This is a genomic window from Pseudomonas sp. AK181 (assembly GCF_051122975.1).
Classification (GTDB): Bacteria; Pseudomonadota; Gammaproteobacteria; order Pseudomonadales; family Pseudomonadaceae; genus Aquipseudomonas; species Aquipseudomonas lactis.
On record NZ_CP146348.1, the window covers coordinates 3169470 to 3191012 of the forward strand.

The 21543-nt window shown below is 61.8% G+C and carries 19 protein-coding genes and 3 pseudogenes; 9 read left to right on the forward strand and 13 right to left on the reverse strand.

Going from position 1 to position 21543, the window contains the following annotated elements:
• Positions 1-101 precede the first annotated feature (101 nt).
• From V8689_RS14515 to V8689_RS14530, 4 genes are all read left to right on the forward strand, one after another.
• Positions 102-1073, forward strand: coding sequence for a helix-turn-helix transcriptional regulator (locus V8689_RS14515; protein WP_056783241.1), 972 nt, complete (start codon positions 102-104; stop codon positions 1071-1073).
• Between the two features lie 97 nt (positions 1074-1170).
• Complete coding sequence (locus tag V8689_RS14520; RefSeq protein ID WP_056783243.1) at positions 1171-2043, forward strand: transporter; 873 nt, start codon at positions 1171-1173, stop codon at positions 2041-2043.
• A 21-nt stretch (positions 2044-2064) separates the two neighbouring features.
• Positions 2065-3219, forward strand: coding sequence for an MFS transporter (locus V8689_RS14525; protein ID WP_056783246.1), 1155 nt, complete (start codon positions 2065-2067; stop codon positions 3217-3219).
• Positions 3216-4328, forward strand: coding sequence for a class II histone deacetylase (locus tag V8689_RS14530; RefSeq protein WP_056783248.1), 1113 nt, complete (start codon positions 3216-3218; stop codon positions 4326-4328). The genes V8689_RS14525 and V8689_RS14530 overlap by 4 nt, the downstream gene beginning before the upstream one ends.
• Here V8689_RS14530 and V8689_RS14535 read toward each other — a convergent pair.
• From V8689_RS14535 to V8689_RS14545, 3 genes and pseudogenes are all read right to left on the reverse strand, one after another.
• Entirely contained in the window at positions 4318-5457 is a 1140-nt protein-coding gene (locus V8689_RS14535) for a glycerate kinase (RefSeq protein ID WP_056783250.1), read from the reverse strand. The two genes, V8689_RS14530 and V8689_RS14535, sit on opposite strands and share 11 nt — an antisense overlap.
• Positions 5458-5567: 110 nt before the next feature.
• Positions 5568-5654, reverse strand: a pseudogene (locus V8689_RS14540) (outer membrane lipoprotein carrier protein LolA); the annotation flags it as partial.
• A gap of 8 nt (positions 5655-5662) precedes the next feature.
• Positions 5663-6763 carry a sugar diacid recognition domain-containing protein gene (locus V8689_RS14545; protein WP_056783255.1) on the reverse strand — a complete coding sequence of 367 codons (1101 nt, stop codon included), beginning with the start codon at positions 6761-6763 and terminating at the stop codon, positions 5663-5665.
• 157 nt (positions 6764-6920) lie between these two features.
• On the opposite strand from V8689_RS14545, the gene V8689_RS14550 reads away from it, so the two are divergent.
• Positions 6921-8231, forward strand: a complete 1311-nt coding sequence (locus V8689_RS14550) for an MFS transporter (protein ID WP_056783256.1) — start codon at positions 6921-6923, stop codon at positions 8229-8231.
• A gap of 48 nt (positions 8232-8279) precedes the next feature.
• Here the strand turns inward: V8689_RS14550 and V8689_RS14555 are convergent, their stop codons facing one another.
• A complete protein-coding gene (locus tag V8689_RS14555; RefSeq protein WP_056783257.1) occupies positions 8280-8984 on the reverse strand; it encodes an SDR family oxidoreductase in 705 nt (234 codons plus the stop codon).
• Between the two features lie 101 nt (positions 8985-9085).
• Between V8689_RS14555 and V8689_RS14560 the strand changes: the two genes are divergently transcribed.
• From V8689_RS14560 to rarD, 3 genes are all read left to right on the forward strand, one after another.
• Positions 9086-9988, forward strand: a complete 903-nt coding sequence (locus V8689_RS14560) for a LysR family transcriptional regulator (protein WP_056783258.1) — start codon at positions 9086-9088, stop codon at positions 9986-9988.
• An 82-nt stretch (positions 9989-10070) separates the two neighbouring features.
• Positions 10071-11081 (forward strand): aldo/keto reductase, encoded by a 1011-nt coding sequence (locus V8689_RS14565; RefSeq protein WP_044273895.1) that lies wholly within the window; start codon positions 10071-10073, stop codon positions 11079-11081.
• Positions 11082-11117: 36 nt separating this feature from the next.
• Complete coding sequence (gene rarD, locus V8689_RS14570) at positions 11118-11999, forward strand: EamA family transporter RarD (RefSeq protein WP_056783261.1); 882 nt, start codon at positions 11118-11120, stop codon at positions 11997-11999.
• 68 nt (positions 12000-12067) lie between these two features.
• On the opposite strand, the gene V8689_RS14575 is transcribed toward rarD, so the two are convergent.
• From V8689_RS14575 to V8689_RS14590, 4 genes and pseudogenes are all read right to left on the reverse strand, one after another.
• On the reverse strand, positions 12068-12433 hold the full coding sequence (locus tag V8689_RS14575; RefSeq protein ID WP_314694074.1) for a hypothetical protein: 366 nt from the start codon (positions 12431-12433) through the stop codon (positions 12068-12070).
• Positions 12423-13115 (reverse strand): dermonecrotic toxin domain-containing protein, encoded by a 693-nt coding sequence (locus tag V8689_RS14580; RefSeq protein ID WP_314694076.1) that lies wholly within the window; start codon positions 13113-13115, stop codon positions 12423-12425. The genes V8689_RS14575 and V8689_RS14580 overlap by 11 nt, the downstream gene beginning before the upstream one ends.
• A gap of 289 nt (positions 13116-13404) precedes the next feature.
• On the reverse strand, positions 13405-14481 hold the full coding sequence (gene hppD, locus V8689_RS14585) for a 4-hydroxyphenylpyruvate dioxygenase (RefSeq protein WP_060766038.1): 1077 nt from the start codon (positions 14479-14481) through the stop codon (positions 13405-13407).
• A 246-nt stretch (positions 14482-14727) separates the two neighbouring features.
• Positions 14728-14930, reverse strand: a pseudogene (locus V8689_RS14590) (EamA family transporter); the annotation flags it as partial.
• A gap of 397 nt (positions 14931-15327) precedes the next feature.
• On the opposite strand from V8689_RS14590, the pseudogene V8689_RS14595 reads away from it, so the two are divergent.
• Positions 15328-15582, forward strand: a pseudogene (locus tag V8689_RS14595) (LysR family transcriptional regulator substrate-binding protein); the annotation flags it as partial.
• On the opposite strand, the gene V8689_RS14600 reads toward V8689_RS14595, so the two are convergent.
• The 5 genes from V8689_RS14600 to V8689_RS14620 are packed head-to-tail and all read right to left on the reverse strand — an operon-like array spanning position 15583 to position 21374.
• The gene (locus tag V8689_RS14600; RefSeq protein ID WP_056783269.1) at positions 15583-16263 is read right to left on the reverse strand and encodes a fimbrial biogenesis chaperone; all 681 of its coding nucleotides are present in this window, start codon (positions 16261-16263) and stop codon (positions 15583-15585) included. It abuts the pseudogene before it with no gap.
• A gap of 59 nt (positions 16264-16322) precedes the next feature.
• Positions 16323-17327, reverse strand: coding sequence for a fimbrial protein (locus V8689_RS14605; protein ID WP_162259474.1), 1005 nt, complete (start codon positions 17325-17327; stop codon positions 16323-16325).
• Positions 17328-17362: 35 nt separating this feature from the next.
• Positions 17363-19984: a fimbria/pilus outer membrane usher protein gene (locus V8689_RS14610; protein ID WP_056783273.1), complete on the reverse strand. Its 2622-nt coding sequence runs from the start codon at positions 19982-19984 to the stop codon at positions 17363-17365.
• Between the two features lie 2 nt (positions 19985-19986).
• Entirely contained in the window at positions 19987-20760 is a 774-nt protein-coding gene (locus V8689_RS14615; protein WP_056783275.1) for a fimbrial biogenesis chaperone, read from the reverse strand.
• A 53-nt stretch (positions 20761-20813) separates the two neighbouring features.
• Entirely contained in the window at positions 20814-21374 is a 561-nt protein-coding gene (locus V8689_RS14620) for a fimbrial protein (RefSeq protein ID WP_032897223.1), read from the reverse strand.
• Between the last annotated feature and the right edge of the window lie 169 nt (positions 21375-21543).

Genomic DNA, 21543 nt, shown 5'->3' on the forward strand with positions numbered 1-21543 from the left:
CGCAACGCCGATACTCAGCCCAGGCCCTGCCCCGTCAACCCGACGCTTTGGCCTTCACCCTGTGACGAGAACAACAAAAAAAGTCCCACAGAGGAACACCCATGAACCGTCTCGATCCCGCGAGCCTGTTACAGGCTTTCAGCACCCTGACCCTGGACCTGCAACGCCTGGCCCAACACCAGGACATCGAACACTTTCAACACCATGCCCTGGCGCGCCTCAACCAATTGCTGGCCTTCGACAGCGCCTGGTGGGGGCGCTCGGCGGTCATCAACGGGGTGCCGCACGAGCACAACAGCTACCTCTACCAATTGCCCCCCGACTATCTGGCGGACTGGCAGTCGATCCGCCATCTGGACGTGACCGTTGCACGGGTGCATGCCTCGCCCGGCGAGGCAGTGATCATCGATATGCGCGACCCCGCCAGCGGCAGCGCCTTGAACTGGTTGGGGCAACGCCACGGCTTGGGTGAATTGCTATGTGTGATCCATATCGACCCGCAAACCCACCTCAGCCACCACCTGACGCTCTACCGCCAGCCCACCGCGCCCACGTTCAACGCGCAGGATTGCCAGTTGCTCAATAACCTGATGCTGCACCTGGTGGCGGCGGTCTCGGCGAACCAGATCCGCACCTTGGTGGCCATGCGTGAAACCCTGACCAGCCCGCGCAATCTCGCCCTGGCGGTGTGCGACCCACGGGGAGTATTGCAATGCGCCGAGCGCGGGTTTGTCGATCTGCTGCTCACCGAATGGCCGCAATGGTGTGGCCCCACCCTGCCAGTGCCCCTGGATGAGCGCGGGCATGACGGCAAGCACATCCATATCCAGGTGTCCCCCGTGGGCGACCAATTGCTGCTGGCCGCGCGCGTCAACCGCGCCCTGCCCCAGCTCAGCCCACGGGAAAACGACGTGGCCCAAGGGTTTGGCGAGGGCAAGACCTACAAGGAAGTGGCCCGCGACCTCGGCCTCTCACCCAATACCGTGCGCCACCATATTCGCGCCATCTACACCAAGCTCGGCGTCAAGGACAAGGCACGCATAGCGCACCTGGTGCACGCCCCGCCCGACTGACCCTGCCCGTTTCTCCCACGGTTTACCACGGTCGTTTTTTAACGGTCACGGGCTGCTGTTGCCCTTTTTTCGGCCTTCTCACTCGAGACGCTTCTTCATGACTTCCACATGCTTACGTAACTTGACAGTGCTGTGCGCCACCCTGCTCAGCCTCGACAGCCAGGCGGCCGACCTCAACGCCCGCGATTTTTTCGCAGCCCCACCGGGTACCAGCCTGGGTGTGTTGTACCTGCCCGCCACACGCGCCGGGGATTTCCATGGCCCCGCCGACAGCACCGGCAAGGCCGACCTGCGGGTCAACGCCGTGGCTTACCGCCAGGTGTATTTCACTGAGGCCTGCGGCACGTTGTGCACGCCGCAATTCATCCTGCCCTTTGCCGACATCAACGCACGCCTGCCCGGCGCCAGCCAGCGCAGCCGCGAGCGCGGCCTGGGCGACCCACAGGTGGGCGGCACGCTGTTTTTCGTCAATGACCCCGCCTCGCGTACCTACAGCGGCCTGTTGAGCCTGATCACCGTGCCGGTGGGTGAGTACCACAGCCAAAACCCGGACGTGTCCCCCGGTGCCAATCGCTGGGGCGCCACCTTTGTCTACAACTACACCCACGGCATCGGCGACAAATGGGTACTGGAAGCCAACCTGGAAGCCCAGCTCTATGGCCGCAATGACGATTACTTTGGCAGCGAACTCAAGCAAGCGCCGCTGTATCGCTTGCAGGCCTTCGCCTCGTATGACTTCAGCGCCGCCACTTACGGCGCATTGCGCCTGATCCAGGCCGACGGTGGCGCGCTACGCCTCAACAACCGCAGCCTCGACGACACCCACAAGCGCTATACCCAAGTCGGCTTCGAATTCGGGCATTGGCTCGACCGGCAGAACCAACTGATGGTCAGCCTTTCGCAAAACGTTGCGGCTTCCAATGGCTACGCCGGCACCGAGGCGTTGTTACGCCTGGTGCATGTGTTCTGACCCCTTTCCTGGAGCTTGAAAATGCCCATTTCCACCCCTGCAATAACGGCACGCTTGGCGGCGATCGTACTGTTTGCCGCCATCACCCCGACCATCCTGATGACCGCTCCCGCCGTGGCCGCGCAGTTGGCCAGCCAGTGGCAACTGAGCCCTGCGCGCATTGGCGACTTGTTTTCCGTGGAGCTGGGCGCCATGAGCCTGGCGACCTTGCCCGCCTGGTGGTGGCTCAAGCGGGTTGACTGGCGCACCGCCGCCCGGGTCGCCGCGCTGTTGTTCATTGCCGCTAACCTGCTGTCGATGCTCGCCGACACCTACGCCGTGCTGCTGGTGTTGCGCGGTGCCAGCGCCCTGGCCGGCGGCTCGTTGATGATCCTTTGCCTGGCCAGTGCCGCCACCACCGCCAACCCCAGCCGGGTGTATGGCTTGTGGGTGATGGGGCAGTTGGTCGTCGGTGCCCTCGGCCTGGTGGCGCTGCCTGGCTTGTTCGAACGGTTTGGCTTGAATGCCTGCTATCTGATCCTGGCAGGGTTGATGACCCTGCTGCTGCCATTGGCGCGGGCTTTTCCCGCTGGTAGCCCAGCGTTGCCGGCCAACCGCGAGCCGGTATTGCCCGGCTCACGCTGGAAAGCCGCCCTGGGGGTTGGCGCGGTCCTGGCCTTTTACATCAGCCTCGGGGGCGTATGGACCTTTATCGGTGCCTTGGGCGCCAGTGCCGGGATTTCGGCGCAGCACAGCGGCGAAATCCTCGCCATTGCCACCGTGATGGGCATTGCCGGAGCCGCAAGCGCCTCACTGATCGGCGCTCGCCTGCCGCGTGGAGTGCTGTTGTTGCTGGGTTACACGCTGATGGCGGCTGCGGTGCTCTTGCTGGTCGGCCAGCCCGCCTTGCTGCGATTCGCCCTGGCCGCGCTGCTGTTCAAATTTACCTGGACCTTCATCCTGCCACTGATCCTGGCCTGCCTGGCCGACCTCGATCACAGCGGCAAGCTGATGAACGCCTCCAACTTGGTCATCGGCGGTGGCCTGGCCATCGGCCCGGCGCTCGCCGGCCGCCTGATCGAGGCCAGCGGCGGGTTCAGCCTGTTGCTGCTCGGTGCCGCCGCTATCACCTTGCTGTCCCTGGTGATGATCGTCGCCAGCCGTCCCCACTCCCCCACTGAACTGGAACCGGTATGAACCTGACCACCGCATTTTTTTTCGACGAAATGAGCCTCTGGCACAGCGCCGGCGCCCATGCGCTGACCCTGCCCGTGGGCGGCTGGGTGCAGCCGCCAGCCGGCAGCGGGCATGCCGAGTCACCGGAGACCAAGCGGCGCTTGAAAAGCCTGTTGGATGTCTCCGGACTCAGTCGCCACCTGCACCAGCATAGCGCGCCGCCCGCCAGTGAAGAGGACCTGTTGCGCGTCCACAGCCGTGATTACCTGCAGCGTTTCAAGGCATTGAGCGATGCCGGCGGCGGTGAGCTTGGCCCCCAGGCACCGATAGGACCTGGCAGCTATGAGATCGCGCAACTGTCCGCCGGTTTGACCCTGGCCGCCGTGGACGCGGTGCTCAAGGGCCAGGTGCACAACGCCTATTCGCTGTCGCGGCCACCGGGGCATCACTGCCTGGCAGACAGCGCCATGGGCTTTTGCTTTCTCGCCAACATCGCCATTGCCATCGAGGCCGCCAAGGCCCGCAACGGGCTGGGCAAAGTCGCCGTGATCGACTGGGATGTGCACCACGGCAACGGCACGCAGTCGATCTTCGAAGAACGAGCCGATGTGTTGACGATTTCCCTGCACCAGGACGGCTGCTACCCGCCCGGTTACAGCGGCGAGCAGGATCGCGGCCGGGGTGCAGGCCTGGGCGCTAACATCAATATCCCGTTGCCGCCAGGCAGTGGTCACGCCACCTACCTACAGGCCATGGAACGTATCGTGTTGCCTGCCCTGGAGCGCTTCGAACCGGAGTTGATCATCGTTGCTTGCGGTTATGACGCCAACGCCGTCGACCCACTGGCGCGCATGTTGCTGCACAGCGAATCGTTCCGGTTAATGACCCGCGCCCTGCGTCTGGCAGCCGATCGCTTATGTCAGGGCCGCCTGGTGCTGGTGCACGAAGGCGGCTACAGCGAAGCCTATGTGCCGTTCTGCGGTTTGGCGACCCTGGAGGAATTGAGCGGCGTGCGCACCGCGGTGCAAGACCCGATGCTTGAGTTTGTGCAATTGCAGCAACCCGGTGCGGCGCTGCAGGGGTTTCAAGAGCAGTGGGTGGAACGTTTGGCGCGCGGGGTCAGCGAGTAGCTGCCAGGCGCCATACCCGCGCAATGTCCGAGGCCCGCGCGCGTAACAGGCGCGGTGCCTCGTGACAGGCCTGCTCAAGTGACATCGGCCCCGCCGGCAAGGCGAACGCTGCATCCACACCGTGGGCGTACATCTGCTCGTAGCCGTCGCCCAAGGTGCCCGCGATCACCACCACCGGCACGCCCTGTCGCTGGGCAATGCGCGCCACGCCAAACGGGGTTTTGCCACGCAGGGTCTGGGCGTCGAAGCGGCCTTCGCCGGTGATGACCAGATCGGCGCCACCCACCGCTTCATCGAGGCCAACCAGTTCAGCCACCACCTCGACCCCCGGACGAAACTGGGCCGCGAGGAATGCCTTGGCTGCAAAGCCCAGACCACCGGCGGCGCCGCTGCCGGGTTCGTCGCGCACATCCTGGCGCAGCACCAGGGCGCAATGGTCGGCGAAGTGGCCAAGGGCAGCGTCCAGTTGTACCACGTGCTCGGGGCTCGCGCCTTTTTGCGGGCCAAAAATCGACGACGCTCCGTGAGGGCCGCACAGGGGGTTGTTGACGTCGGCGGCGATTTCAAAACGCACCTGCGACAGGCGCGGGTCCAGTTGCTCAAGGCTGATATGGGCCAGGCGTGCCAACGCCAACCCACCCGCCGGCAGTGGCTGGCGTTCGCTATCCAATAGCTGCACGCCAAGGGCCTGCATCGCACCCGCCCCGCCATCGTTGGTGGCACTGCCGCCAATCGCCAGGATAATGCGCTGCGCCCCGGCATCCAGCGCGGCGCGGATCAACTCACCGGTACCGTAGGTGGTACTTGAACACGCGTCGCGCTGCCCCGGCGCGACAAGTTGCAAGCCACTGGCCTCGGCCATCTCGATCATCGCCGTATGGCTGTCGGCCAACCAGCCCCAACGCGCTTCGACGCTGTCGCCCAGCGGGCCTCGAACCGTGTGCCTGCGCAGTTCACCCTTACACGCAGCGAGCACCGCATCCACCGTGCCTTCACCGCCATCGGCCATCGGGCATTGAAGCACGTGCGCAGCCGGCCAGACCTGGGCCCACCCCTCGGCAATCGCCTGGGCGACGCCTGCGGCACTCAGGCTGTCTTTGAACGAGTCGGGGGCGATCACGATTTTCATGGGCTTTCTCCGGTTTTTATAACGCCCATGCTGCCAGTTGGCTGGGGCAATGACGCGGGGCCGATGCACAAGTGTGGGGCGGGTTTGTTGTTCATTTCGACAATGCCCGTTGTAGAAGCGAGCTTGCTCGCGAAAAACCGGAGCGCGCCGCGGTGAATCAGCTGCCCCGCATTATCGTTAACGACCTTCGCGAGCAAGCTCGCTCCTACAGGGGGTGGGGCAGCAGTTGTACGCCCAGGTACAAGGCAAGCATCCCATCGAGGGTCAGCGGGTCCACGCCGCTGAGTTCAGCGATTCGCTCCATGCGGTAACGCAGGCTGTTGCGATGAATGCCCAAGGCGTCGGCACACGCCTGGCTTTGCCCGTCGTGTTCACACCAACTGCGCAATGTGGCGAGCAGTTGCCCGTTGCTGTCCTTGGCCAGCACCTTGCGCAACGGGTTGAGCAGTTCGTCCAGGGCGTCGTCGTTGCGATGACGCCACAGCATCACCGGCAAGCGGTAACGGTTGAGGGTCAACAGGCGTGATTGGGGCAGGATATCGCGGCCATAGGCAAGCAGGTCCCCTACCCTTCGGTAACAGCGGCGCAGCCCCGCCAAACCTTCTGCTTGCCCGCCGATGGCCACGCGCAGTATGTTCCAGCCCAAGCCGTCGAGCTTTTCCAGCAAGCGGGGATTATCGACCTGCACCGCGGCGGGTCGGCACCACAGCAAGGAAAACTGCGCAGAACTGACGCACCAACTGTCCGGGTAACGGCTGGCGAGCCAGGCGCTCAAAGCCTCCGCCGTTTGGCCAGGGCCCAATTCAAACAGGTACGGCGTACGCGCCAGTTGTGGCTTGAGCCCCAGTTGCTGGGCTTCGTCCACCAGGCGCGGGGAGTCGCCGCTGTCAGCCAGCAGCAGGGCCAGCAGATCATCGCAACGCTGGCGCCGCCATTGTTGCTCGGCTTGCTGATGGCGTTGGCTGACCAGCATTTCAGCGGTCATGCGCACCAGTTCGGCATAGGTGCGCAGCCCATCCGGCTCGCCGGTGATACCCAGCACGCCGATCAGGCGTTGATCATGCAGCAGCGGCAGGTTGATGCCCGGCTGTACGCCCTTGAGGTGCTTGGCGGTCTGCCCGTCGATTTCCACCACGCGCCCATTGGCCAACACCAGTTGCGCACCTTCATGGCGAGTGTTGATACGCTCCGGCTCGCCGCTGCCCAGGATCAAGCCCTGGCTGTCCATGACATTGACGTTATGGGGCAGGATCGCCATGGTGCGATCGACAATCTCCTGCGCCAGGGCATGATCCAACTCGAACATGGGGCTAATTTCCTGAAAAAGGTTGTTCACCGGCACAGCGCAAAGATGGCTTGACTGTGCGCCAGCACAAAGACAGTTGCCCGTCACGTCACCGAGACTGTCAGGGCGGTCAACGTTACCCTCGCACCGCGAAAAATCATAATAAAGAGAGAATCCCATGTCACAGAGCGCCACTGCCGCACTGGCCAGCGATGACGATAAAAACGCCATCTACAAGCGCGTTACCCTGCGCCTGATCCCCTTCATCTTTATCTGCTACCTGTTCAATTACCTCGACCGGGTAAACGTTGGCTTTGCCAAGTTGCAGATGCTCGATGCGTTGAAATTCAGTGAAACCGTGTACGGCCTGGGGGCCGGGATTTTCTTTATCGGCTACGTGCTGTGCGGCGTGCCGAGTAACCTGGCGCTGACCCGGTTCGGCCCACGGCGCTGGATCGCGTTGATGATGATCGTGTGGGGCACGCTCTCCACGTGTTTGCTGTTCGTGACCACGCCCACGCATTTCTACACGTTGCGCCTGTTTACCGGTGCCGCTGAAGCCGGCTTCTTTCCAGGGGTGGTGTTGTACCTTTCGCAGTGGTTTCCGACCTTCCGCCGCGGGCGAATCATGGCGCTGTTCATGTCGGCCATTCCGGTGTCCGGCTTGCTCGGCAGCCCGTTTTCCGGCTGGATTCTCAATCACTTCGCCGCCGGCCAAGGTGGCTTGGCGGGCTGGCAGTGGATGTTCCTGCTGCAAGGCATCCCGACCGTAATCCTCGGCGCCCTCGCCTACTTCCTGCTCAGTGACAGCTTTGCCAACGCCAAGTGGCTCAAGCCCCATGAGCGTGCAGTGCTGGAAGCCGACCAGGCCAAGGACCTGGCGAACAAACCCAAAGCCACCAGCGACTCCCTGGCCGAAGTGTTCAAGAACCCGGCGATCTGGGCGTTCGGCCTGATCTACTTCTGCATCCAGAGTGGCGTGTATGCGATCAACTTCTGGCTGCCGTCGATCATCAAGAACATGGGCTTCAGCGACAACCTGGTGATTGGCTGGCTCAGCGCGATTCCGTATCTGCTGGCGGCGGTGTTCATGCTGCTGGTGGGCCGCTCCGCCGACTTGCGCAAGGAGCGCCGCTGGCATTTGGTGGTGCCGATGTTGATGGGCGCCCTCGGCCTGGTCATTGCGGTGAACTTCGCCACCACGCCGGCCATTGCCATTCTCGGCCTGACCATCGCCACCATGGGCGCCCTGACCGGCCTGCCGATGTTCTGGCCGGTGCCCACCGCCATGCTCAGCGCGGGTGCGGCGGCGGGTGGCTTGGCGTTGATCAACTCCATGGGGCAAATGGCGGGGTTTCTCAGCCCGTATATCGTGGGGTTTGTGAAGGATGCCACCGGGTCTACGGATGTGGCGTTGTACCTGCTGGCGGCGGTGATTGTGGGTGGGAGTGTGCTGGCGTTGCGGATGACGCGCACGCTCAAGGCCTGACGCCTTCAAAGTGGGAGGGAGCTTCCCCCTCCCACTTTGGTCATGTATTTACAACAGCCCGCCACCGTCGATATCAACCACTGCCCCGGTCATAAAGCCATTTTCCATGGCCAGCACATACCCCGCCGCCACTTCTTCAGCCTGCCCCACCCGCCCAACCGGCAACCCTTGGCCCGCCTTGGCAAACATCGCCAAACGCTGCTCTTCGCCGAGCCCTGCATAGGCCGGTGTGTCTATCACCCCTGGGCTGATCACATTGACCCGACGCGGTGCCAGTTCTTTGGCCAGTTGCTTGCCCAAGGCCTCGGTCGCAGCGTTAATGCCCGTCTTGATGAACTGCCCTGCCGCCAACTTGCGCCCCAGTTGGCCCGAGGTCAGGGTGATGCTGCCCTGTTCATCCATAAAGGGCAGCGCGTTTTGAATGGCGCGTAGTGCGCCCCAGAGCTTCACATCGAAGTTGTCCTGGGCTTCATCCAGGTCTGTTTCAATCAAAGCCTTGGCCCGTACTGAAGGCCCCGAGGTGTAGACCAGATGGTCAAACCGCCCCACGGTTTCGAACAGTTGCTTTAAAGAGGCGCTGTCGGTGACGTCCACTGGCTCGCTGTGCAGGCCGTTGTCGGAACTTGACGCCAAGCGGCGCCCGGCCACGACCACCTTCGCGCCGCGCGCCAAGGCTGCCTGGGCCACTGCCGCGCCGATACCGCTGCTGCCGCCGATAACAATGATGGTTTTGCCGCTCAGAGAAGAGGTCATGAGAAAACTACCTGGGTCAGAAAGTGAGCGTTCATCTTCCCAGCTTGGTAATCGATGAAAAATCCGGGTAAAACGACAAGATCTTTAAAGGATTTTTATCAATGAGCTCGATTCTTGACCTTGAAGTCTTCGTGCGCAGCGCCGACACCGGCAGCCTGACGGCCGCCGCCCGTGGCCTGGGCCTCACGCCAGCAGCGGCAAGTATTGCGCTCAAGCGCCTTGAGACCCGCCTCGGCATCCGCCTGCTCGCCCGCTCCACCCGCAGCATGCGCCTGACCGAAGAAGGTCGGCGTTACCTGGACAGTGTGCGGGTGGCGCTGGAGGCGCTGTCAGAAGGCGAGCACGCCATCAAGCAACAAGGGCAGAGCCTCAGCGGTTTATTGCAGTTGGCCGCGCCCTCGGACTTTGGCCGCAATGTGTTGCTGGGTTGGCTGGACGAGTTCAAGCTGGAGCACCCTGATGTCCGCTTGCAACTGTTGCTCAACGACAGCAATGCCGACTTGTTTCGCGACACCGTCGACATTGCCTTGCGCTTTGGCGTGCCGAGGGACTCCAGCCTCGTGGCCCTGCCGGTGGTACCCGATCACCATCGCATTGCCTGCGCCAGCCCTGAGTACCTGGCGCGCCATGGCACACCGCTTGAGCCCGAAGACTTGGCCCGCCACAGCACGCTGCGCTATATGCGCCGGGGCCAGGCCAATAGCACCTGGTATTTCCGCCAGGGGGCGTTGCTCCAGGAGGTCGAGGTGAGCGGTGACTACCTCAGCGATGACGGCGAGATTGTCCGCCGCTGGGCGTTGGCGGGGCATGGCATTGCCTATAAGGCCAACCTGGATGTGGCCCGTGATATCCAGGCTGGGCGGTTGGTACCCTTGCTACCCGACTGGCAAGGCGAACCCGCGCCGTTCAACCTGATGTGCCCGCACCGCCTGCAAGTGTCGGAACGCGTGAAAGTGCTGCACCGTTTTTTACAGGCGCGCTGCGTGACTTTGCTACGCACATGAAGAAATGCGCCCAGGGCTTGTTCCAGAGCGCTCGGGTCTGGTATTGCATCACTTACATTTTGCCTGCCATGAGGAGCTTTGCATGATTTACCGCACATTGGGCCACTCCGGGTTGAAGGTCAGCGCTCTGACACTCGGCACCATGATGTTTGGCGAACAGACCAGCACCGAAGATTCGCTGCGCATCATCGACAAGGCCTGGGACCAGGGCATCAATTTCATCGACACCGCTGACGTGTACACAGGTGGGCGCTCCGAGGAAATCGTCGGTGAGGCGATTGCACGCAACCGCCACGATTGGGTGGTGGCCTCCAAGGTCGGCTTCGGCCCTGCCGATGGCGTGCCCAACCGCAGCGGTTTGAGCCGCAAGCGTATGTTCACTGCGCTGGACGCCAGCCTGGCACGCTTGGACACCGACTACCTGGACATCTACTACCTGCACCGCGAAGACCACGACACGCCGTTGGAGGTGACCGTGTCCGCCATCGGTGACCTGATCCGCCAGGGCAAGGTCCGCTACTGGGGCCTGTCCAATTACCGGGGGTGGCGCATCGCTGAAGTGATCCGCGTGGCTGAACGCCTGGGGGTTGATAAACCCATCATCAGCCAACCGCTGTACAACATCGTCAATCGCCAGGCCGAGGTGGAACAGATCACCGCTGCCGCGGCTTATGGGCTGGGCGTGGTGCCTTACAGCCCGCTGGCCCGAGGGGTGCTCAGCGGCAAGTACGCACCGGACGTCACGCCTGAACCCGGCAGCCGTGCCGCGCGCCAGGACAAGCGCATCCTGGAAACCGAGTGGCGGGTTGAATCACTGCGCATTGCCCAGCAGATCCAGCAATACACCCAAGGGCGTGGCGTAGGGATCGTCGAGTTTGCAATCGCCTGGGTATTGAACAATGCGGCGGTGAGCTCAGCGATCGTCGGGCCACGCACCGAGGCGCAGTGGGACGCCTACACCGGCGCGCTGGCGGTGAAGATCAGCGCCGAAGACGAGGCGTTCATTGATTCGTTGGTCACGCCGGGGCATTCGTCCTCGCCGGGGTTCAACGATGTCGGGCATTTTGTATCCGGTCGATTGGCACGCCTGTAGACTGCCGACGAAATAATCGGCTTTCGCGAGGACAGTGTGTCTAAAGGTGTGGTGTTATCGGTCTTGGCCTCGGTGTTGTTTGCGGTGATGTATTACTTCACATCGCTGCTTACCCCCTTGAGTGGCCTGGAAATTTTCGGCTGGCGCATGTTGCTGACCGTGCCGTGCATGACGGTGTTCATGATTGTCAGCGGTGAGTGGCGCAGGGTGTGGGAACTGTTGCGCAGGCTGGCGGCTAAGCCACGGCTGATTGGCGGCGTGCTGGTGTCTTCTGCCCTGCTCGGCGTGCAGTTGTGGCTGTTCATGTGGGCGCCGCTCAATGGGCGCAGCCTGGACGTGTCGGTGGGGTATTTCCTGCTGCCGTTGACCATGGTGCTCACCGGGCGCCTGGTCTACGGCGAGCGCCTCTCACGGCTGCAACAGATCGCCGTGGTGTTGGCCGCGCTTGGCGTGTTGAACGAGCTGTATCAGGCCGGTGGTTTTTCCTGGGCAACACTGGTGGTGATCATCGGCTACCCGGTGTACTTCGTGGTGCGTAAGTACTTGAGCACTGATCATCTGGGCGGGCTGTGGCTGGACATGGCGTTAATGCTGCCGGTGGCCTGGTGGTTTGTACAAAACGGCGAACAAGGCTTTGCCGTAGTGGATGGGCATCCAAAGCTCTATGCATTGATTCCCATGCTGGGCCTTATCAGTGCCTCGGCGCTGGTGAGCTACATCATTGCCAGTCGCCTGCTGGCGTTCAGTCTGTTCGGGCTGCTCAGCTACGTGGAGCCAGTGCTGTTGCTGGCGGTGGCGTTGCTATTGGGTGAAGGCATCCAGGGTGGGCAATGGCTGACCTATATCCCGATCTGGCTGGCGGTGATGGTGCTGGTGTATGAGGGATTCAAGCATTTGGTGCGTCAGCGTCGGGCTTGAAAGGCCGGCTGGTATTAAATGGGGTTATGGGGGCTTCCTTACCCCTCTGTAATATAGCCTGGATTGAATCAGGTCCTTACCTGAGTAGTCGGCTCTTCGTACGGGCCGACCTGCCCCTCGATGACATCGGCCGCGTCGTTGAACCCATCCCTCCATGCGCCATAGTAGGGAATATTGCTTTGGACTTGACTCCCGACACTTTCCAGGGTGGCATCCATCTGTTCCTTATCAACCCCAAACAACTTGCCGAGCCGATTGTCATGGTTCAGTTCAAGCAGCGTTCCTTTCACAGGGTTCTTCAGTATTTCTTCGATGGAATTGGCAACGTCGCCAGGGACGCCTAGCTCTTTGAGTGCCATTCCAATACCGTGCAACGGGTTTCTGAGTTGTTTCACGAACTCATTCAAGAGCCCGCGCTTATCATTAGCACCCATCGCTCTGATACCCGACGTAGGTCGTTTTTCCATCGAGCTCTCGCTTGTAAAGCTGCGTGCCCACCAGGCCCTTGACCTGAACGGGTGGGACCGAAGCGTCTTTGTTCAAACGTTCGAAAATGTCACCTTCCTCATAACCAAAACTTCCCACCACTGCATTGATGTCGCCTTCAGCGAACTCACCTAACTTCTGACTGACCCTGTCCTCCTGTTTCGGCGATTGATCACTGGAAAAATGCTGCGTAAACCGCTTTCGCTCTGTCGGGTCATTGGCTACTTCCTTGAGCCAGTCCGTCATCTCATCTGCATTCTTGAACTCGTGAAACGATGTCACGTCATCTTCCGGCATATACAGGACGAGATTAGGCCCCTCTTCTGTAGGCGGCACCCGCTTGATCATCATCATGTCGTTGGACTGAACGCCATCGACGGCAAATGTCGAGACCTGCACCCCTGGACTTCCCGGCTTGTGGCGTGACAACGCTGCCTTCGTCAGTTGATACCCCTCGGCACTGAGTGTTTCGCCCAAGTACTCGGTTTCACTGTCATCGAGAAACTTTTTACGCGCCTGATCGACCGGGTCTACATGACCGGTTGAACGGACATTGCGCACTGGCCCAGCCTGCTCCGTTGATATAGATGGGCCGATCGGGTGTTGAGGGGTAGGAGCATTCACATTCATAAGAGGGCCTCTTCATAGTGAAAACGCAGGTTTTTCTGCGTCCTGCCCTCTGAGTGATCTCTCAAGAAACATCTGTTCCCAATAAACCGCAGGTTATTTGCAACACGATGCATCAGGTACAAAAAAGCCCGGTAAAACCATAACGCTTGTAGGAGCGAGCTTGCTCGCGAAAAACTCACAGGCGCCGCGTTCATTCAGGATGCCCGCGTCATCGTTGACGTTTTTCGCGAGCAAGCTCGCTCCTACAAACAGTACGGTAAAAACCGGGCTTTTTGCTTTAGCCAGTCGCTCAATCGGCGGTCAGCACACCACGACGCACCTGGTCGCGCTCGATCGACTCGAACAACGCCTTGAAGTTGCCCTCGCCAAACCCATCGTCGCCTTTGCGCTGGATGAATTCGAAGAACACTGGGCCCATCAGGGTTTCCGAGAAGATCTGCAGCAGTAGACGCTTGTCACCAGCAACCGACGAGCCATCCAGCAGGATGCCACGCGATTGCAACTGGTCCACCGGCTCACCGTGGTTCGGCAGGCGGCCTTCGAGCATTTCGTAGTAAGTGTCGGGCGGCGCGGTCATGAAGCGCATGCCGATCTTCTTCAGCGCATCCCAGGTCTGGATCAGGTCGTCGGTGAGGAACGCGACGTGCTGGATGCCCTCGCCGTTGAACTGCATCAGGAACTCTTCGATCTGCCCGGCGCCCTTGGACGATTCTTCGTTCAACGGGATACGGATCTTGCCGTCCGGCGCACTCATGGCCTTGGAGGTCAGGCCGGTGTATTCGCCTTTGATATCGAAATAACGCGCCTCACGGAAGTTGAACAGTTTCTCGTAGAAGTTGGCCCAATAAATCATGCGCCCGCGATAGACGTTGTGGGTCAGGTGGTCGATGACCTTCAGGCCAGCGCCTACCGGGTTGCGATCAACGCCTTCGAGGTACACGAAGTCAATGTCGTAGATCGAGTTGCCTTCGCCGAAACGGTCGATCAGGTACAACGGCGAACCGCCAATGCCTTTGATCGCCGGCAGGTTCAACTCCATCGGGCCGGTGTCGATGTGGATCGGCTGGGCCCCCAGCTCCAGGGCACGCTTGTAGGCCTGTTGCGAGTCCTTGACGCGGAACGCCATGCCGCACACCGACGGGCCGTGCTCGGCCGCGAAGTAGGAAGCGAGGCTGTCGGGTTCGTTGTTGAGGATCAGGTTGATCTCGCCCTGGCGATACAGGTGCACGTTCTTGGAGCGATGGGTCGCCACTTTGGTGAAGCCCATGATCTCGAAGATCGGCTCCAGGGTGCCTGGGGTGGGCGAGGCGAATTCGATGAATTCAAAGCCCATCAGGCCCATTGGGTTTGCGAGTTGGTCGGTCATGTTCGGTGCCTCATCATTCTTGTAGGTAGCAATTGATTAGTTGCGAGCAAGGATGAGGCTGGAGGGTGGCGCACAAGAGAGGCCCCGCACGCTGCGGGCGAGGAAGTCACCAAAGATGAGGGGGGAGCCAAGTAGCTTCATGGTGTCATCAGTCTCTGACGGCCGAGGCTTGCGTGAGCGCAAGTCCATATTCTTGTATGCGTAAACTGATTCTACACAGCGTAACCAGGTTTGTCCGTACTCTTATCAAATCCCCAATGCCCAGCCCTGTGCAAGGGGTTTGTTGCACAGATGCCCAGCAGGATGACCGCGCCGCCCAGCAACATCGGCATCGTCAGTGGTTCGTCCAGCAGCACAGCACCGCAAACGACTGCCGTCAGCGGGTTGAGCGCGATGAACACCCCGGAGCGTGTGGCGCCTATGCGCCGAATGCCATCGTAATATCCGATACCCACGATGCGAAGCGAGCCGCTCTTGATCTGCTTTTGATCTTGATCTCAGGCGCCCCGTCAAACCACGCTGGCCGGAATTCGACAGGGATTTGGGGGGTAAACCGGCAGGGATGCCGGTTTAGCCGCCCCGCGCCATGGATGGCGCGTGGCGGCGGCCCCCCAAATCACTGGCGGATTACGGGCACACCGAGCCTAAGCGAGGTGCCGAGTGGTGGGGCAAGAGCGTTTTGCTTACTTTTGCGCTTTTCAAAAGTGAGCCGCCGTCAGGGCGGAACCCTAAGTGGCCGTTACCTAAATAACGGATATGTACCCGGTCCAACTGCGTTGACCGTTAGGCCGTCTTCGCAGGCAAGCCAGCTCCCACAGTTGGACTGCGGTGCGTCAGGTAGATAAGCAGTTGCAGCCCAAAGTGCGGTACCGCTGTGCGCAGTTGCTCAGCACGTTGGAGGCGGTCAGCCGGGGCGATGGTTTGAGTGTGGTTGCGCAGGCTTCCCTGCCGGAACATGCCGATTCGCGTTATGTGGCGTTGCCATTGGCGCCGCGGGTACCGCGTCGGATCGGGCTGGCCGTGCTGGATCGGCGTCAGTCTTCCCCGGCTGCCCTGGCATTCATCGCGCTGGCACAAGGGCTGTACCCCTCGCCTACTTAGTTACCGGCCTATACGCTGCGTCCTCTCATGCGTCGCGCCATAGTCATCCAATGTGGTGAAGCGCAGCGTCGGCGTACCTCGCCACGGTACAACCCAACCCGGCATGATCAACTCGGCCGTTGAGCGCGGAGCCAGCATCGGTGGGTTTTCATGGCGGTATGCGACGCCCTCAAGATTGAGTGCCACGCTGGACAAGGTCACATGAAAGGCACTCGGGTTGCGCACCCGCAGCACAGGGCGGTCGTCTGCCAGTTGCCATTGCAGCGCCGCCACGGCATCTTCCGCCCTGCCTGGCAACGCATTGGGGCGCAGGAACAACTTGATGCGCGTGCGAAACGCCAATTGCAGTTGATGGCTCGCCGCGTCAGTGGGCCGGATCCCCAGCACATTCAGCCAATACACCACTTCCTGGGGATCGGTTATGGCTTGTCTGGGTACCGGGTGATAAATCACCCGCAACGCTTGAGCCTTACCGGGGTCCATACGCAGAATCGGTGGTGTGACAGTAAAGGGTACATCACTCAGTTCCGGCGCCATCTGGGGGTCGCCTTCATCGATCCATACCTGTACCAGCCTCGGGCTGTCCGCCTCGTTGCGCAGGTTGAGAGTTACCCCCCGTGCGGTGGCCGGGTAAATGAGCCGGGTGCGATCAATGACGATTTCGGCCTGCGCTTTCGCCATAGATGCCGCCAGTGCCAGCCCGAACACGCAGTTCAATAAGGCTCGGATCATCACGCCGACTACCGATAGGCCAAAGTGAAGGTCGCCAGCCCGTTGGCCGTGCCCGGGCGGACGGTGGCGCCGGTTTGTATGTAGCGCGCGGTCAAGGGAATCTGGAAGGTGCCGTTGCCGGTGCTGCCTGCCAACCATTGATTCGGCGTGCCAATAGCGGCGGCGTCGGGGCCGTAACTGATCAGGCGGTTGCCAAACAGCAGTTGCAGCGCCACGCCCTTGGCGGTGGAGTTGGCGGTCAATGTCAGTTGGTCACTGCGATTGGCCGGTTGGGTCTGGTCGGTCAAGGTCAACAGCACATCGCTCTCAGCGCCCCCGCCACCAGCGCATTGCAAGGTGATGGTGCGGGTGGCATTGCCGGCCACGCTGCCAATGCCCTTGAACGCCCTGCTCTCCACCGCCCCCAGCGGGATTGCCACCGAGGGCGTGGAGACCGTGCAGGTGGGTTTGCTCGGCGGGCCGACTTCGACACTGCCGAAGTTGAACGCGTGGTGTGTCTCGCTGGTGTACAGGTACAAGCCCGCGAAGGTCTGCGGCGCAATGGTGCCGCCCTGGATCGGGCCGGTTACCACGAAGAACAAGCGTCCGCGCAAGCCCCACGTAGGCAAACCTGGATGGATCGGTCCGCGCAGCACCGTGACTCCAGTGGTTACGGTTTGCATCGGCCCCACGTCACGGTCCTGCGCCATAAACGCAAACCCGACACCTTGCACGCCGGTCAGATGAACCGGCATGACGACCCCTGAGTGGAAGAAGTTACGTCCCGTCCAGGGAATCTCCCGAGCAATCCGCGTGGACGACCAATAACGAACAATAAGGTTGGGCGGATAGGTGCACCTCAACCCGTGCGCTACCTCGACGGGGTAGCCATCCGGGTTGCCCAGTGCCTGGCCGACCACAGGGTTGGCGGGCACCGTAATGCGCGGCACCGACAGCACCGTCGGCGGCGCGGGCGTACACGTCGCCTTGGCCTGGGCATGGGGCGCGCTAACGAGCGCAACGCAGATCATCATGACAAGCCCTGCCAAACGTTGCGTACGGATGCTGATCATCGGCTGCTGACCTCATCATTGGTGGTGTTGGCGTGGCACCGGCTGACCAGTTGGTCGGCATTTTCCTGGCGGTGCCCCGGTGGCCGCGGTGGCAGACGGTATGGGATATAGCAGCGGTCACTTGCCGCCTCGGTCCAACGCACGGTCAGCGTGCCCTGGTCGGCCACGCCGCGCACAAACGCCTTGCCGGCTTGCCCAATTACCCCGACTTCCCTGCCCTGCTCGTCGAACACCTGAGCGGCAAAAGGCAGCGGCTGACCGTTGCGATGGGTCGCCTTGATCACCACCGCACGGCCACTGACGGTCTCGAACTTGACCAGCGACACCGCGCCTCCTGTCGGTACCACCGAGTGATTCGACTCCTTGAGCTCCACATCCATGGCCATGCCTTCGGGGTCGATATCCACGTCATTGGGATGGTAGGCCCGCAAGCTCGGCAACACGCCATAGCCGTGTGAGTCGATGCGTACACCCCCACCGATCTGCGCGCCCTGGGCATCCGGTGCATACACCAGTGCCGACGCTTCACCGAGGCTTTGCGAGAGGGTCACGCCACCGCCATGGGCAATCAGCCCGCCATCGGCGCTCATGGACACTTGTGCGTTGTTGCCACTCTGGCCGTAACCGGCGCGCAGGTTGGCCGTACTGCTGCGATACCCGGCGTAGGCATTGAAGCTGGAACCGGCCTGGCTCCCCGTGCCCTGGCTGCCGGCCAGGCCGTAGTGCGCCTCTGACGCCTCGCCGAGCAAGCCATTGATGCCCACTTGCTGTTGACTGCCCTTTGATTCGCCGGTGTCGCGTGACAACGCGCTGCTCAGGGTCGGTGCCGATGCGCCCTGGCCCAGCGGCATCGACAGGGTCAGCGCCAGACGATTATCGACGCGACCGGGTTGCAACGCGCGGCCGAAAAAGATCGCGTCACTGTGGTCACGATCGCTGGGTGGGTCGGCGTCGCTGACCCTTGAGCGCTGCGCCGAAATGTTCCAGTTGAGCTGCTTCCAGCGTGATCCATAGCTGAGGGTGAAGGATGTCTGGCGACCTTGCCGGCTCGCCCAGTAGTCAACCGAACTGCCGTACAGGCTCAAGGTGCCTTCCCCCAGTTGCTGGCTGATCGTCAGGTCCAGACGGCTTTTCTGCCGGGCATAGCCCTCGATGTTCCCCTGCTGACGCGCCAGTTCCTGCACATTCAAAGCATCCGGCAGGCTCAGATAGCCGGCCGTGGAGAAGCGATAGGCGCCCAGCGCAAAATGGGTTCCGGAAAACGGGAGGTTCTTGTTGTAGGCCAGGCCCCAACTGTGTCCGCCAACCACCCCGTTGCCCTCGATGCGGGTGCGCGAATGCGTGGTGTCCAGGGCAAACGCGCCGATGGGCGTACTCATCGCCAGCCCGGCCTTGCCCTGCAAGTATCCCTGGGAAACCGCGCTGCCGCCGTACAGGCTCAGGCCATCGGTAAGGCCATGCTGCAAGGTGCCCTGAAACACCACAGGGCGGGTCTTGCTGACCCCGCGTTGCTGCACTTGGCCGAGCGTGGTGCTGTAGTGAGTGGTGCCCCGGCGCAATAACTGTGGGGCCACGGAATACGGCACGACAAAGGTGGTGCGGCGCCCGTCCACCTCGGTGACGCTGACATTGAGGTCGCCACCGTAGCCCGTGGGATATAGGTCGTCGATGACAAAGGGCCCTGGGGCAACCTGGGTTTCGTAGATCGTGTAGCCGTTCTGGCGCACCGTTACCGTGGCGTTGCTGTCGGCGATGCCGCGTATCTGCGGTGCATAGCCTTGTTGCGACGGCGCCAGCATGCGGTCATCGGTCGACAGGGTGATGCCCCGCACCCGCACGCCGTCGAGGACCTGGCCGTTACTGAAGCTGTCGCCAAGGGTCAGTTGCGAACGCCAGGCCGACAAGGGCCGTTGCAGGTACGTGGCGGTGTGTTGATAAGGCAACAGACCGCCACGGGAAGTCCAGGCCTGGCCGCCTTGGTGGCGCAGGCGCCAGTCGCCGAGGTTGACGCCGCCGTTGAGGCCCAGGTAACCCCGACCTTCACCCGCCCCGGAGGTCACCGCTGCGGCGCTGAAGGTGTAATTGAGCAACGCAACGTCGAGCCCCTTGTCCCAGCGGGCCGGATCAACGTAACCGCGCGCGGCACGGCTGAGGTGGGCTTGGGGGATACTGACGTCGAGCGTCAGGGTCTCAATGTCAAGCTGGCTGCTGGCCAGGGGGATCCACTGGGTAAATTCACGGCACTGCGTGTCGGCGCTACGTTCGTCAGGTGGCAGCACGACTCCGAGTTGGGCAAGTTCCCGCGCGCTCACGCAAGGCTGGACATCATCCTGCCCCTTGCGGGAGACAAAGCTGATTTCACGGCGCCCCACGGATTGCCCATTGAGCATCACATCCACACGATAGAGGCCAGGCGCCAGTGCATTGCCCGTATTGAAACGCGAAATATCCACCGCAGTGGACAAGCCGGTGGTAAACGCCTCGATATCAAACAATAGCGGCGCGGCTTCGGCCGGCAGGCATAAGGTCGTGACCACACCCAGCGACACCATCAGCCGCGAGTTGCACAACAGCCAGGCAAACACGGGATGCCCCGTAAATGGCAGGTAAACAGACATAATCAAAACTTCAGGGGGGCTCGCTGCGGCGCGGAGAATGCGCCGTAATCATTGATGTATTTGAAATGCACCTGGGCGTCCGCTGGGATCGTCGCCAGGGCACCGCGTACAGGCAATTCCAGGCTTGCACCGGGGGGCACCATGCCTTCTTGTACCGGTATCAGATGGGCGTCAGGCCGAGGGCCCAGCGCCAGTGCCACCTCGTTGAAGGTCACGTGAAAGGCCGTAGGGTTGTGTACGCGCAGTACGGCTGCGCGCTCGGTGCGCCTCAAACTCCAGCGCAGTTGCGCGGGGGCCTGGTCTGCACTGCCAGGCAAATGACGGGGGCGAAAAAACACTTTGGTGCGGATACGAAAAGCAAACTGCAGGTGGTTGCCTTCAGGGGCTTGTTCACCGAGTTCGGCCGCGCTGATTTTCGGGGGAATCTCCAAGGCATTAAGCCAGAACAAGGACTCTCGATCTGACGGCAACGGATCCTGGGTGTAGACCAGCCGCACACCCTGGCTTCTCCCCGGGTCCAGGCGAAACACCGGGGGCGAGAGGCTGAACGGCACGTCGCTATGGGAGGGATCTGGCGTGGCATCGCCTTGATCCAGCCACACCTGGACCAGGCGCGGTGCCCGTTTATCGTCGTTGGTCAGGCGCAGGGTGATTTCACGGCGCTGCTGGGGGTAGATGTGCCGCGTGCCATCGATCACCACACCCGCGTGGGCCGTGGACGGTAAGCCGGCGAGGAGCGCAAAGGTGAGGCTCGCCAGTAATGTGCGAGAAAGCATGAGTCCATCCTTCAAGACAGGGCCTGGCACGTCGCCAGGCCCACTGGCCTTGATCAGGGGAATGTCACGGAATACAGCACTTGCGTGCTGATCGGGCCGGCGGTCGCTGCCCCTGTGGCGAAGTACTGAGCCGCAAATGGCAGCGTCACCGCGCCGCCGTCTGGCACTGTCGCGGTACTCGAACTCAGGCCCAGCCGCAGGTCCAGGGGCTGGTTGGTGACGCCGTCCACAATCTGTACTTCCACGAACTTTGCCGGTTCGGGCGTGGCTGGCGCCTGATTGACCAGGTTACCGGTCGCCGGGTTGATGGCCGGGCTGCTGCTCTCGAATAACACCGCGACCACCGTGTCCTTCGGGCAACTGCCGACTTGGATAAAGAATGGTTTTACCCCCGCCGTCTGCCCGGCTGCCTTGAGTGCGCTGGCCTGGACCTTGTGCAGCGCAATGGCGAAGTCCGGCCCGGCGCCAGGCGCAGCGCCTGCCCCGCCACTGATGCTGCAGGTGGTGCCAGTGATCTCACCGGTCAGGGTGATAGTGCCGTCCGCCGCGAACGCCGGTAGAGCGACAACGCTGTTAGCCATCAACCAGGCAACGGCCAGTGCGATTTTTTTCATTGCTGCAAATTCCTGTGGAGTCGTTAAAAGGCTGCAAGGCGGCTTCCGACATTCGAAAGGCACGCGCCGACCGTCCCGCCAAAATTGGGCTAGCACGGCACTGAGAGAGGCTGGAGGGATACGGTCCTGAGTCTCTTACTTCTTGCAACGATGTTTATGTTGCCTAGAT